At 67.9% G+C, this 13767-nt stretch carries 9 protein-coding genes; 4 read left to right on the top strand and 5 right to left on the bottom strand.

Features of this window, described 5'->3' with window-relative positions:
• Positions 1–1170 (bottom strand): hypothetical protein, encoded by a 1170-nt coding sequence (locus EO174_RS17710; protein ID WP_104583172.1) that lies wholly within the window; start codon positions 1168–1170, stop codon positions 1–3.
• A gap of 543 nt (positions 1171–1713) precedes the next feature.
• Entirely contained in the window at positions 1714–3501 is a 1788-nt protein-coding gene (locus tag EO174_RS17705) for a M14 family metallopeptidase (RefSeq protein ID WP_241240041.1), read from the bottom strand.
• A gap of 418 nt (positions 3502–3919) precedes the next feature.
• Between EO174_RS17705 and EO174_RS17700 the strand changes: the two genes are divergently transcribed.
• The 4 genes from EO174_RS17700 to EO174_RS17685 all read left to right on the top strand — a co-directional run bounded on the left by EO174_RS17700 (position 3920) and on the right by EO174_RS17685 (position 9583).
• On the top strand, positions 3920–4660 hold the full coding sequence (locus EO174_RS17700; protein WP_126946322.1) for an ABC transporter ATP-binding protein: 741 nt from the start codon (positions 3920–3922) through the stop codon (positions 4658–4660).
• Positions 4657–6093, top strand: coding sequence for a DUF3526 domain-containing protein (locus EO174_RS17695; RefSeq protein WP_126946319.1), 1437 nt, complete (start codon positions 4657–4659; stop codon positions 6091–6093). The genes EO174_RS17700 and EO174_RS17695 overlap by 4 nt, the downstream gene beginning before the upstream one ends.
• Positions 6093–7361: a DUF3526 domain-containing protein gene (locus EO174_RS17690; RefSeq protein WP_126946316.1), complete on the top strand. Its 1269-nt coding sequence runs from the start codon at positions 6093–6095 to the stop codon at positions 7359–7361. The genes EO174_RS17695 and EO174_RS17690 overlap by 1 nt, the downstream gene beginning before the upstream one ends.
• An 83-nt stretch (positions 7362–7444) precedes the next feature.
• The gene (locus EO174_RS17685) at positions 7445–9583 is read left to right on the top strand and encodes a TonB-dependent siderophore receptor (protein ID WP_119131725.1); all 2139 of its coding nucleotides are present in this window, start codon (positions 7445–7447) and stop codon (positions 9581–9583) included.
• 185 nt (positions 9584–9768) lie between these two features.
• On the opposite strand, the gene EO174_RS17680 is transcribed toward EO174_RS17685, so the two are convergent.
• From EO174_RS17680 to EO174_RS17670, 3 genes are read right to left on the bottom strand one after another with little or no spacing between them, the layout of a single operon-like run.
• Entirely contained in the window at positions 9769–10419 is a 651-nt protein-coding gene (locus tag EO174_RS17680; protein ID WP_119131726.1) for a DUF2894 domain-containing protein, read from the bottom strand.
• Positions 10416–11090, bottom strand: a complete 675-nt coding sequence (locus EO174_RS17675) for an OmpA family protein (RefSeq protein WP_119131727.1) — start codon at positions 11088–11090, stop codon at positions 10416–10418. The genes EO174_RS17680 and EO174_RS17675 overlap by 4 nt, the downstream gene beginning before the upstream one ends.
• A complete protein-coding gene (locus EO174_RS17670) occupies positions 11087–13759 on the bottom strand; it encodes a DUF802 domain-containing protein (RefSeq protein WP_164740252.1) in 2673 nt (890 codons plus the stop codon). Before EO174_RS17670 ends, EO174_RS17675 begins: the two co-directional genes overlap by 4 nt.
• Positions 13760–13767: the final 8 nt, after the last annotated feature.

Below are 13767 nucleotides of genomic sequence, written 5' to 3'. Positions count from 1 at the left end.
TTAGAACACGAAGTCGACGGAGGCCGACAGCAGGTTGTAGCTGCCGCCCGGACGGAAGCCCGGCTGGATGTTGTTCAACGATCCGAACGAACCCGCGTTGTTGTTGATGTGGCTGGCCTGCAGCTTGAACGCAACGCTCTCACGCGCATCCCAGCGCAGCGCGGCGGTGAAGCTGTGGCGGCCGCTCTCGGCCTGCGCCAGTGCGCGCGTCATCACGCCGACCGGATCCTGGCCGGGCGCGATGCTCGGGCCCTTGCGATCGACGTTGGCATAGGTGATCGATGGCGTCAGCGTGCCGAAGCGCCCGCCGACACTGAGATAGCCGGAGGTGGTCTTGCCGTTGAGCGAAGGCGAGTAATCGGCGCGGATCACTTCGCTGCGCAGGAACCAGTTGCCCGGATCGTAGGCGTAACCCACGCTGGCAAAGCTGCCGTCCACGCCATAGGTGGTCAGGCGATCGGCCAGCGCGGGATTGATGCGCTGATAGGCCGAGAACAGGCGATCCAGCGACGGTGTGTCGAAGGTACTGGTGCCGACGATGTAGCCGGCACGGAAGGTGGATGCGCCCGATTCCAGGCCGATGGCCAGACCGCGCAGCGCGTCCACGTCGGCCTTCTTGGAGTCGATGCGGCCATAGAAGCCCTGCACGCTGACCACGCTCTGCCCGGCGTTGATGGTGTAGACGCCTTCCACGCCGTCCATCGGCAGCAGATAGTTGTAGACCTCGTACGGCGGACGCACCCACGGCGTGGCGTAGCCGACGCGCTGGTATTCGGACAGCATGTACAGCGGCGCGGTGATGCGCCCCAGGCGCGCGGCGAACTGCGGGCCGAACTGATACTTCACGTGGGCCAGGGTGACCTTCGGCGTGTAATCGGCACGCTCGGCGTATTCGCTGGTCACCTGCAGCACGCCGGTGAACTTCTCGGTGAAGTTGGCGTTGACCTGGCCGGCAATGCGCGAGTCCGGGCGTGCCGAGGTGGAGTGACTGGCACCGGCACCTTCCACGGTCTGGATGTCGGGCGTGAAGTCGGCCTGGTCCTCGGTCGAATGCACCACACCCAGCGTGCCGAAGCCGCTGAAGGAAAACATCGCGTCCTGCTGCGCGTAGGCGCAGGTCGACGATGCCAGGGCGATGGCGCCACTGAGAAGCTTGACGGTCAATTTCATTGAAATCTCGGCTGGGTGGGTGATGGACGCAGCACCATCGATGGCGCGCGGGCAAAAACGGAGATGGGCGCCGTGACGCCCTGGAATGCGGTAGCGGCCGTCTGCATCGTTGCTTTAGCAGGATTTTTACAATCGGGATTGGCCGGTTAAGAATCCAACGCGCGCAAAAAAAGCGGGCGATAGTTTTGCTCTATCGAGGCAATTGATTGGCGCGTTTAAAACAGCAGACGTGACTATCTACGGACATAATCGTCCGCGTCGGTGGAACCCAGTGAGTGACACCAGCCACAGTGCGTTTTAGGCGGAAGAAACCGGCATTTGCCACCTTCGGAGCGCGTGCGTGTGCAAAAAACAAACGCCACGCACTGGCAGGCCAGGCGTGGCGTTGTTGAGTTATTCCGGGCAAACGCGCTAGTTACTTGGCGCGAATGCGTTGCCGCTTTCGAAAGTCTGTTCGGCTACATGCACGCGTCGCCAGATAACGGCTGACGCGCGACTGGAAACGGTTACTGCCGCCCCGTCTGCAACCGGCATGCGACATTTTCATTCCACCAGCTGACGCCGCACCGGATAACGCCACCCGGTGATCGCCGCGTACGGCGAGCGCGCATAGATCCATTGCAGCCGCGCATCGCCATCGGCGCGGAAGGCGGCATCGTCTGCGAGCTTGCGTTCGAACGCGGCGCGCAGGGCGGCGTCGTTGTGCAGCACGCGCTCGGTGAAATCCACCAGCTCGGTGCCGTACAGGCCGCTATCGGGGCTGCCGGCATTGCGAAAGCGTCCGCTGGCCAGCAGCGAGTCGCTGCTGGCCGGTTCCAGCAACGCGGCCGCCAGCATGCGCATCGGTTGATCGGCGGGCACGCGGATGCTGCCGGCGGCGAAGGTTTCGTCGGCTTCGTCTGGCTGCGGTATCTGGGCGTGGCCCTGTTTCACCACGCGGATCTGCTGCACCCTGAGCTGGCGCGGCTGTTGCAGGCGTTCGTAGGCGATGCCATGCGCCTGCAGCAGTGCGACCACATCGTCGTTGCCGGGCGGGATCCACCAGGCCAGCGGATAGCCTACGGCCTGGGTCTGGCGATAGCCGATCACCGGCATGGTCCAGGTTTGGTCGCGGCCTTCCCAGCGCAGTTCCTGCCGGCCGGACACCGGCGAGAACGCGCGGGTATAGGTCACGCCCTGGAACGGCACCTGGGCGATCGGCTGTGGCAGGCGTTCCCAGGCGACCATCAGCTCCTGCGGGCAGGCGGCGCGATCGGCACGCTTGGCCGCATCGATCTTTCTTGCATCGCGGCCAACCACGCGCAGTGCTGCTTCCAGCAGCACATAGTCGCCCAGCACGCGCTGCCGGTACGACTTCAGGCGGTGGTTCTCCACCAGCACGGTGGGGATGCCGGCGAAGTCGCCATACCCGGTGGAATAGCGCGGCCCTTCCGGCGAGTAACGCAGGCCCGAGCGCGGCGCGTCTTCGTCGATGAGGCTGGGATAGATCGCAGGTGCATGGCCCTGGCTGCGCAGCGCGGTGTTCACCGCCGGCGTAAAGCGTTGTTGCAGCCAGTCGGCGGTGGCACGCGAGCGTGCGTAGGTGCCCCAGCCGGCAAAGGTGAAGGTGATGTCGTACTGATGATCCAGCCCGCCGCTGACATGCAGGTCGATGTACAGCGCCGGGTCGAGGGTGTGCAGCAGCGCGACCATCGCGCGGGTTTCCGGCGCTTCCAGGGTGAGGTAGTCGCGGTTGAGATTGATGCCGCGCGTGGTGGTGTTCCAGCCCATCTGTTGCGGGCCGCGCAAGGCCGCGCCGATCAGCGGGCCGCGTTGCTCGTGGCCATCGGGATTGAGGATGGGCACGAACACCAGATCCACCTGGTCGAGCAAGGTGTCCTTGCCGCGTTGGGCGATATCGCGCAGCAACATCAGGCCGGCATCCTTGCCATCGATCTCGCCGGCGTGGATGCCGGCCTGCGCCAGCACCACCGGCTTGCCGGGGGCGCCCTTGTGCGCGCGTACCAGCAGCAGGTCGCGGCCCTCGCTGCTCTTGCCGAAGACCTCCAACGACAGCAGCGGCGAGGCGGCGACCAGGCGTTCCAGCCAGGCGCGCGTTTCGTCGTAACTGGGCGTGCTGGCGAAATCGCTGCGCTCCGCCGGCGTGCTCCACGGATCGTCCGGCGTGGCGATCAACGCCTCGCTGGCCCCATGCCAGGCGCGCACCGGCGGGAGTGGCGCGCTGGTGTCGATGGACTGCGCGCCCACCTGCGCGGCGGTGAACAGGGTTGCGGCGAGCAGGCCGGCAGCGGCACGGGTGGCGCCGCCGGCCGTGGTCGTGGTCTCGGCCATGGTGTTGTCGCGGGCGCGTGCGGGAAGGGACGAAGCGTGCGGAGCAAAGGGGCGCGTATCGGAAGTCATGTGGGACGTACGGGATCTCGATTGAGGGGGAAGAGGTGGCAAGGCGTGCTGATCCTGATGGCTGCGCCGGCACGGCGGCGGCGCTTGAAGAGCGCCGTGCCGCATCGCGGTTCCAGCCGCCTGCGTGCGCCTGGGTGGCGGGTCTCTCCAGGTGCAGCCGCGCATCGCAGGGACTGCCGAACACCAGCAGGCACCGGGGGGTGGTTACGTAATACAGTAACATTCGACCGGCGGCGCTCGCTTTGACGGTCGCGGCGGTATCGGGCAGCTGTCGTCTCGCGATGACGGCGCATTCCAGGCCACAATCGCAATGTGATAACGTATCATTTCGTTGAACTACTGCCTTGCCATGCTTTCCAGTCCCCACGCCGCTCCCGCGATCTCAATCAGCAACCTCCATGTGGCCTATCGTGGCCGCGCCGTGCTGCAGGGGCTGGATCTGCAGGTCGCCCCCGGCAGCGTCTACGCCTTGCTGGGCGGTAATGGGGCCGGCAAGTCCTCCACGCTTTCCAGCCTGCTCGGTTTCGTCAAACCCAGCGCCGGCAGCCTGCGCATCGATGGCATCGACCCGGTCGCCGACCCCGGCGCCGCGCGTGCGCGGCTGGCCTATCTGCCGGAAAACGTTGCGCTCTACGAGCACCTGAGCGCGCTGGAAAATGCCGACTACCTGCTGGCGCTGGCCGGCCAGCGCCGCAGCCAGGCCGAGATCGGCCAGGCGCTGGCCGCTGCCGGTCTGCAGGACGAGGCCTGGCGCCAGCGGCTGGCGGGGTTTTCCAAGGGCATGCGCCAGAAGGTGGCGATCGCGGTGGCCACGCTGCGCCAGGTGCCGGTGCTGCTGCTGGACGAGCCCACCTCCGGCCTGGACCCGCGCGCCATCGCCGACTTCAACCGGCTGGTCGGCAGCGTGCGCGAGCGTGGCGGCGCGGTGCTGATGGTCACCCACGACCTGCTCGGCGCAGTGGAGGTGGCCGACCGGATCGGATTCCTGGAACACGGGCGCATCGCCGGGGACATCGGTGCCGGCGACAGCGGCTTCGACGTGCGCACCTTGCATGCGCGCTTTACGCGCAACCAGGATCAGGCTGCATGAGTGCGGTGCTGTTGGTCGCGCGCGAAGAGCTGCGTTACATAGCGCGCAATCGTTCCGCCGCCATCGGTGTGGTGTTGCTGATGCTGCTCACGCTGGTGGCGGCATTGACCGCTGCGCATCATCAGCACGAGGTGGCCGCGTTCCGCGCGCGCCAGCAACTGGCCGCGCAGCAGGCCTTCGAGGCGCAGCCGGACCGCCACCCGCATCGGGTGGTGCATTACGGCCATTTCATCTATCGCCCGCTGCCTGCATTGGCTGCGTTCGATGCCGGCGTGGACGCGTTCACCGGCAACAGCATGTTCCTGGAAGGTCACCGCCAGAACACCGCCAACTTCGGCGATGTGCGCCAGAGTTCGTTGCTGGTGCGCTTCGGACAACTGACGCCTGCGTTCGTGCTGCAGGTGCTGGCGCCGCTGCTGCTGGTGTTCCTGGGCTATGGCGCGGTGGCGCGCGAACAGGAGACCGGCACGTTGCGTGCGCTGTTGTTGCAGGGTGCCACGCGCCGGCAATTGTTCGGCGGCAAATATCTGGCGCTTGCCGCGGTGGCGGCGGCCTGTTTATTGCCGGCCCTGGTCGGGCTGGTGCCGGTTGCGTTGTTGCCGGGCCAGGCGCTGCGGGTCGCACTGCTGGTACTGGCGTATGCGGTGTATCTGCTGGTGTGGTGCGCGCTGGTGCTGTCGGTGTCGATGCTGTGCCGGCGCGGCCGCGATGCGCTGCTGGTGTCGCTGGCGGTGTGGGTGTGGCTGGCCCTGCTGGTGCCGCGCCTGGCACCGGATGTGGCCAGTGCGGCGTACCGCCTGCCGACGCGGCTGGAAACCGATGTGGCGATCCAGCGCGACCTGCGCACGCTCGGCGACAGCCACAACCCGGATGACCCGCACTTTGCGCAGTTCAAGCAGCAGACGCTGGCGCGTTATGGCGTGCAGCGGGTGGAAGAGCTGCCGGTCAACTACAAGGGCCTGCTGGCGCTGGAAGGCGAGCGGCTCACCGCGAGCCTGTTCGAGCGCTATGCCGCGCGTGATTCGGCCATCCAGCAGCAACAGAATCTGTTGGTGCGCACGTTCGCCTTGCTGAGCCCCACGGTTGCGCTGCGCGCGTTGTCGATGACGCTGGCGGAAACCGACCTGCGTGCGCACGAGCGGTTTCTCGCCCAGGCCGAGCGTTACCGCTACACGCTGGTGCAGCAGCTCAACCAGCTGCAGGCCGATGCGGTGAGCATGGCCGACGACACCGCGCAGGATGCCGGCGCCGACCAACGCAAACGCATCTCCTCCGCGCATTGGCAGCAGATTCCGGTGTTCGCATTCCAGCCGCCGGCTACGACCGAGGTGCTGCGGGCCGCCGGCGCCGCGCTCGGCCTGGTCGCTGCCTGGCTGCTGGCTGCGCTGTGCCTGCTGGTCGCCGCGGGCCGGCGTGTGGGAGTGGCGCGCTGATGCTGCTGTGGAAATACGAACTGCTGCTGTTGCTGCGCGCACGCGCCGCGCTGGCCGGCTTGCTGTTGCTGGCGGTGCTGACCGTGTGCAGCCTGCTCTCCGGCCAGCATGTCATCGCCGCGCAGCGCGCCAACATCGCGCGCATCGCGGCGCTGCAACAGGAAGATATCGCGGCGGTGCAGGACTATGTGGCCCGCTCCAACGACGCGGGCAGCGCGGCCTACTACAGCTTCCACCCGACCTGGGACCTGCCCACGCCACTGGCATTTGCCGCGGTGGGCATGCGCGATGTCTCGCCGTACATCCTGCGTGTGCGCGCGCTGGGCCTGGAAGCGCAGATCCACGATGGCGACAGCTACAACCCGGAGCTGGCACTGGCCGGGCGCTTCGACTACGCCTTCGTGCTGGTGTTCCTGCTGCCCTTGTTCGTGATCGCACTGCTGTTCGATCTGCGCTCGGGTGAGCGCGAGGCCGGACGCGCGCGCATGCTCGCGGCGCTGCCGGGTGCGGGCACGGCGTTGCTGGTGCGGCGCGTGGTGGTGCGTGCAGCTGCGGTATTGGCCTGCCTGAGCGTGCCGTTTGTGATCGCGGCAAGTGTCAATGCGGTGCCGCTGCTGCAACAACTCGCGGTGCTGGCACTGACCTGCGCCTATCTGCTGTTCTGGGTGCTGCTGTCGGTGCTGGTGGGGCGCATCCATTGGCGCCCGGCCGCGCATGCCACCGCGCTGGCGACCTGCTGGGTGGTGCTGGCGCTGGTGGCGCCGGCGTTGGCGCATGTGGCGATCAACCAGGCGGTGCCGGTCAATCAAGGCAGCGAGATCGCGCGGCTGCAGCGCGAGGCGGTCAACCATGCCTGGGATATTCCACGCCAGGACACCATGCGGGCCTTCTACGCGCAGAACCCGCAGTGGGCCGATTCGGCGCCGCTGACCGGGGCGTTCCACTACAAGTGGTATTTCGCCTTCCACGAAAACGGCGATCAGCAGGTGGCGCCGCAGGTTGCGGCGTATCGCCAGGGCCTGCAGCGCCGCGAAGCGCTGGCGCAGCGCGTGGCCAGTGTGTTGCCACCGGTGGCGTTGCAGGCTGCATTGACGCGCCTGGCAGCCACCGACCTGCGTGCGCAACTGGCGTATCAGGATCGCATCCGCACCTATCACCGTGCGCTGCGGACGTTCTATTACGGCTATCTGTTTCGCGACCGGCCCTTTACGCGCGAGGACTTCGGGCGCGCGCCAGGTTTCGATGCAAGTGCCGATCCCGCGTCATAGCGGCTGCATTTCACCCCTCAACCTTCGTTGTCTCACGTGCGACCCGGGCCCAGCGTGCCCGGGTGCTTCAGGAGTCCTGCCCGATGTCCACGCCGCGCCGCCGTCTGTCCAACACGCTGCCCTTGCTCGGTGCACTGAGCTGCGCAGGCGTCAGCCCCCTAGCCGCGGCCGCCGAGCCGCAGGCGCGCGATCTGGATACGGTGCAGGTGCGCAGCCAGTACACGCCGTACCGCGCCTTGAGCGTGACCGGCGCCACCAAGACCGATGCGCCGCTGCGCGATCTGCCGATCAGTGCGCGCGTGCTGGACCAGACCCTGCTCGAGGACGCCGGGGTCACCGATCTGGCCGGCGCGCTGGAGCTGGCCAGCGGCATCACCAAGGCCAACAACCTGGGCGGGTTGTGGGACAGCTACTCGATGCGCGGCTTCACCGGCGACCCCAATTTCAGCTCGGACTACATGGTCAACGGCTTCAACGCCAGCCGCGGCTACAACGGCCTGCGCGATGGCGCCAACACGCAAAGCATCGAGGTGATCAAGGGCCCGGCCTCGGCGTTGTACGGGCGCGGCGAGCCGGGCGGGGCGGTCAACATCGTCACCAAGAAGCCCCTGTTCCAGCCGCAGCACAGCGTGGACCTGTCGGCGGGGCGCTTTGACAGCTATCGCACTGCGCTCGACAGCACCGGCCCGCTGGGCGAGAACCTGGCCTATCGGCTGAATGTCATGCACAAGGATCAGCACAGCTTCCGCGACACCGTCGACAGCGACAACACGCTGCTGGCGCCCTCGCTGCTGTGGATGCCGACGCCCGATACCACGGTGTCCTACGAGCTGGAATTCGTGCGCATCCATGCGCCGTTCGATCGCGGGGTCACCGCCATCGATGGCGATGCCAATCGGCTGCCGGCCGGGCGTTTCCTGGGTGAGCCGCGCGATGGCGATATCGACCTGCATTCCACCGGGCATCAGGTGTTCGTGGTGCATGGCGTGAACCAGACCTGGTCGCTGCAGGGCGGGGCGACCTATCGCGACAGCGGCATGCGCGGGTTTTCCACCGAACCGTGGACGCTGCAGGCCGACGAGCGCACGCTGCGCCGCGAGCGCCGCTACCGCGATTACCAGGGCCGCGACATCGCCGCGCGTGCCGAACTGCTTGGCAGCTTGCAGATGGGTGGCGTCACCCACAATGTGTTGTTCGGCGTGGATGGCAATCGCTTCGACGACAGCCGCTTCCAGCAGCGCGCACGCTCCGCGGCCACGCCGTACAGCATCGACGTGCTTGCGCCGCAGTACGGCGTTGCGCAGCCGGGGCGGCTGGCCACGATCACCGACACCGAAGAACGCCAGCAGGTGTGGGGCGTGTATGCGCAGGACCAGCTCGATCTGGGCGCGCGCTGGAAGGCCTTGCTCGGCCTGCGCTACGACCACTACCAGCAGGATCTCGACAACCACTTGCGCGGCGCCACGCAGCGCGCCTCCGACGGTGTGGTCAGCCCGCGTGCCGGCGTGATCTTCCACGTCGACGCGGCGCTGTCGCTGTATGCGAGCGCCGCGGCAGGCTTTCGTCCCAACAGCGGCGTGGGGGCGGACGGGCAGAGTTTTGCGCCGGAGAAAAGCCGCTCGCTGGAAACCGGCCTGAAATACGTGCAGCCCGGCGATGGCCTGGAAGCGACGCTGGCCGCGTTCCGCATCGACAAGAAGAACGTGCTGAGCCTGGATCCGGCCGACACCAGTTTTTCGCTGCCGGTGGGCGAGATGCGCAGCCAGGGCGTGGAGCTGGATCTACTCGGGCGGCTGACCCCGCGTCTGGCCGCCTCGGTCGGCCTGGCCTATACCGACTCGCAGGTCACGCGCAGCAGCGCAGCCGCCGCCGGCACCGGCCTGGCCGAGGGGCGCCGCTTTCCGAACGTGCCGCGCTTCAGCGGCAATGCCTTCCTCAACTATGAGCAGCCGTTGACCGGCAAGCGCAGTGCGGCGGTGGGCGTGGGCGTATCGCATACCGGTGAGCGGCTGGGCTCGGTGGATAGCAATACCGACTTCGTGCTGCCTGCATACACCGTGTGGCGCCTGGTCGGCCATTACGACCTGAGCGAGCGCCTGCGCCTGTATGCCAAGGTCGAGAACCTCACCGACCGCCGCTACGCCGCGTTCTCCTACAGCGAGCAGTGGGTGTATCCCGGCGCGCCGCGCAGCTGGACGGTGGGTGTGCGGCTGCGGTTCTGAGCAGCGGTGCGATGCCACGCTGAGCGATGATCGACGCTCCTGCGTGGTCGATGGACCACGCAGGAGCCAGGTGGGCGCGAACGACGGCAGGCCGTCGGACTGGCTGCCACCGCACCGTGCGTGCGCGCCAGGCTGGCGTCCGCCAGCGGCGTGCGCGTGCAGCGCAGCGTGCGTGATTGCTCGCCCTAGCTGCGCCGGGTGGACGGACGCTTGCTGCGCTTCTTGCCGGGCGCCACGGCTGCGGTGTCCTCGCTGGCCAACGCGCCACCGTTGTGCAGCTGTTCCAGCCACGACAGCGCATCGACATAGCCGAGGAAGTGCTGCAGATAGCCCGGTGAGCACTCGCGCATCAGGCTGATGCAGCGGTGCACCAGCACGCTGGAATTGAGCGGGCCGGCGTCCTTGGGGGCGTCCTGCAGCGACTGCCGCACCTGGCTGGCGGTGCGCACCGTGGTCCAGGTGCGACGGAAATCCTCCAGCGCCGGCAGCTCGGGAAACGGTGTGGCGTCGGCCGTGGCGGTCTTTCTGCTGTCCACTTCCATCAACGCGGCATGGCCTGCCATCTGCTTGGCCAGTGCGCCCAGCGCGCTGCGTTGCAGTGGCTGCGCGGGATCGCCGGCCACAGGACGACGCGCCGCCTGCTTCACCGTTGCCGCATACGCATCGACCAGCCTGCCCAGCTTTTCTTCCAGCACCTGGCGCACTGCCTCGGTCTGGGTGCCGGCCCGCGCGGCCAGCGTCTCCATCAGGTGGAACCGCACCGGATCCAGCTGGTCGGCACCCTGGCTGCGCCAGCGCTGCAGGCGCGCGTGCGCGGATGTCGCCTGCGTGCTCATCGCGTGCCTGCGGCCGCTGTGGGTTTGGCGGCAGAAGAGGCACGCGACGTGGAAGGGCGCGCGATTGGCGCGATCTCCACGCGGCGGTTCCTGGCGCGGCGTGTCTCGTCGGCATTGGAATCCACCGGCTGCTGCGAGCCGAAGGCCGCGGCGAACACCGACGCGGCCGGCACGCCTTCGGCGATCAATGCACGCGTCACGGTGAGCGCGCGTTGCGCGGAGAGTTCCCAGTTGTCGGCGTAGCGACGGTTGCCGCCCAGCACCGGGCGGTCGTCGGTGAAGCCGCTGACCATCAGGATCTCCTCGCGCGCCGCCAGATACTCGGTCAACGGCGCGGCCAGTGTCTTCAGCACCTCGCGGCCTTCCGGCTGCAACTGATCGGAATTGAAGGCGAACAGCACATTGCCGCGGATGCCGATGCGTCCGTCGACCAGGGTCACGCGGCCGGCGGCCAGTGGCGCCGCCAGTGCCTGCTCCAGCGTCTTGCGGCGCTGCGCTTCGGCCTGGCGCTGCCTGACCTCTTCGTCCAGGCGGCTGGACAGCTGCAGCTGCACGCCGATCACCCCGACCAGGATCAGCACGAACGCCCCCAGCAGCACCGACATCAGGTCGCCGAAGGCGGCCCAGATCGGTGTGCCCGATTCGCCGTCGATGTCGATCTCGTCGCTCATGCCGCGCTGGCCTCGTCGCCAGCGGCCTCGCCGGCGTCGCCGCGACCGCGGTCGAGCTGGCGCAGTTCTTCGATGATCTGCTTCTGCGACAGCATGCTGAGGTCTACCACTTCGCGCGCCTGCGCCACGTAGTACGCCAGTTGGTCGTCGCTGCGGGCGAGCGAGGCGTCCAGGGCGCTGGCGACGTGCTGCAGGCGCGCGTTGAGCTCGCTGGTGGAACCGCTGAACAGCTGCACCGCCACGCCGAAGGCTTCGCCCAGGCTGGCCACTTCCACCGCGCTACCGCTGACATGCGCGGCCACCGCGCCGAGCTTGCCGGTTTCGCTGCCGATCTGTTCGGTGAGCTGTGTGCCCACGCGCTGCAACAGGTCCGCCGAGGTGGTGACCAGCGCATCCACCGCTGCGCGTTGTTCGGTGGAGGCGTGATTGACCGCGTTGAGCAAGGTGTCCAGGGTGGCGAGCAGCTTGCTGCGTTCTTCCAGCATGGCGGTGTCGCGCACCATGCTTTCGGACAGGTTCTGGCGCAGTTCGGCCACCACATCGGCGGCGGCCTTGGGCGCTTCGGAAGCGATCTGCATCAGGCGCGCCACCTCGCTGATGGTGGCGCTGGCCTGTGCCTGCGCCTGCGTGGACAACTCGCTGGCAGTGCTGGCCAGGGTGTCGCAGATCGCCTGCTGTTGCTGGGTGACGCGTTCGCCGGTGCGTTCCCACTGCGTGGTCAGCTCCGCGCTCATCGCGGTGAAGCGCTCGCTCCACAGCGCCAGGCGCTGGGAATCGCGCGCTTCCAGCGCGGCCTGCAGGTCGGTATGCGATTGCTGCAGCGTGCCGACCAGGGCGGCGGCATGCGTGTCGAAGCTGGCGGTGGCGGCCGCCAGCGCGCCCTGGTGCTGGCTCGCCAGGGCGGCGCTGGCGTCGCGTTGCTGCGCCAGCGCATCGTTCCAGGCACTGGCCGTCTCGCTGCTGGACTGATCCATGCGCCTGGACACCGCATCGACCAGGGCGCTGGAGCGTGCGTCGAAGGTGCTGGCGAACTGGCTCAGCGTGCCCTGCAATTCCTGCGTCAGCACCTGATTTGCGCGCTGCTGCTCGGCCAATGCCGCGGTCCAGGTGGCGGCAGCAGCCGCGGTGCTGTTTTCGAAGCCATTGCTCAGGCCATCGAGTTGTTGCTGCACGGCCTGGTGCACGCCGTCCTGCAGCGCGGTGGTCTGCTGCGCGAGCTGGTCGAGCGTGGCGTGCAACTGCGCGCTCAACGCGGCACCTGCGCGCTGCTGCTCGGCGAGCACCGCTGCCCAGTGGTCGGCAGCGGCGGCGGTGCTGCGGTCAAAGCCGTCATTGAGGGCGTGCAACTGCTGCTGCACCGCGTGGCTCACGCCGTCCTGCACCGCGATGCTGCGCTGATCGATCTGCGCCAACGTGGCCTGCAGCTGCTCGGTCAGTGCGTGTTGGGCACGTTCCTGCGCGGCCAATGCGGCCTGCCAGTGGTCGGCGGCCGTCTGCGCACTGTGCTGGAAGCCGTCGTTGAGTGCGTGCAGTTGCTGCTGCACGGCGCTGCCGACGCCGTCCTGCACCGCAGTGGCCTGTTGTGCGAGCTGCTCCAGCGTGGTCTGCAGCTGCGTGTCGAGCGCTTGCTGCGCGCGTTCCTGCGTGGCAAGCGCGGTGGTCCAGTGCGCGGCCGCGGCACTGGCGCTGTGCTGGAAGCCGCTGGTGATGCCGTCCAGTTGCTGCTGCACGGCGTGGGTGAGGCGCTCATGCAACGCGGCGGTGTCGCGCGCGATGCTGGTCATGGTCGCTTCCATCGCCGGCTGCAGGGCCGCGCCCACCGCGCGTGCGCTTTCTGCCACGCCGGCCTGCAACGCGTGCTCCATCGCCGTGGCCAGGCGCGCATAGGTCGCCTCGCTCCTGGCGTGGAATTCGGCCTGCTGCGCGGCCAGGCGCTCATCGGCGGCGATGCTCTGCTGCTCGATGCTGCCCATCAGCGTCTGCAGGCGATCGATCAGCGCCGGCATCAGCGCGCTCTGCTGCTGCTGCAACTTGAACACTTCGCCACGCTGGTGCGCGTCCGAGTGCGGATGCAGCTCGGAGGCGATCTTCAGGTCCAGCCGCTGCACTGCCTGCAGCCGTTCGCGCCGGCACAGCGCCGACAACAGCCCCAGCATTGCGGAGGTCGCCACGCCGGCGATCGAGGTGCCGAACGCAAACGCCAGGCCTTCCACCGGTGCGGCCAGCGAGCCGCGGATGGCCTGCAGGTCGGTGGCGCTCTGCAATGCAAAACCGGTGCCCTTGAGCGTGGCCATCATGCCGAGCAGGGTGCCGAGCATGCCCAGCAACACCAGCAGGCCGACCAGGTACGGTGTCAGCACCGGTGCCGGCAACGCCACGCGCTCGCCCTTGATGCGCAGGCGCACCGCATTGCGCAGGCTCGGATGCAGGCGCTCCAGCCACTCGCTCAATGCCGTTGGTGCGGTGGTCAACGCGGCAACGGCATCGTCCAGCGTGGCGCTGGCCTGGCGATAGCGATACAGCTCCAGCGCGCCGGCCACATAGCAGGCGCCGATCACCGCTGCGACACAGGCGCCGAGCGGATTGGAGCCCAGATAACCGATGCCGACCCAGCAAACCGCCAACAGGCCGACGACAAACACACACAGGTGAACGAGAGTTCTGAACATGAGGTCCC

The organism is Xanthomonas sp. BRIP62418 (assembly GCF_003993495.1).
In the GTDB taxonomy this organism is placed as follows: domain Bacteria; phylum Pseudomonadota; class Gammaproteobacteria; order Xanthomonadales; family Xanthomonadaceae; genus Xanthomonas; species Xanthomonas euroxanthea.
Note: the sequence above shows the minus strand (reverse complement) of the source record. Positions and strands in the feature narration are given on the sequence as shown.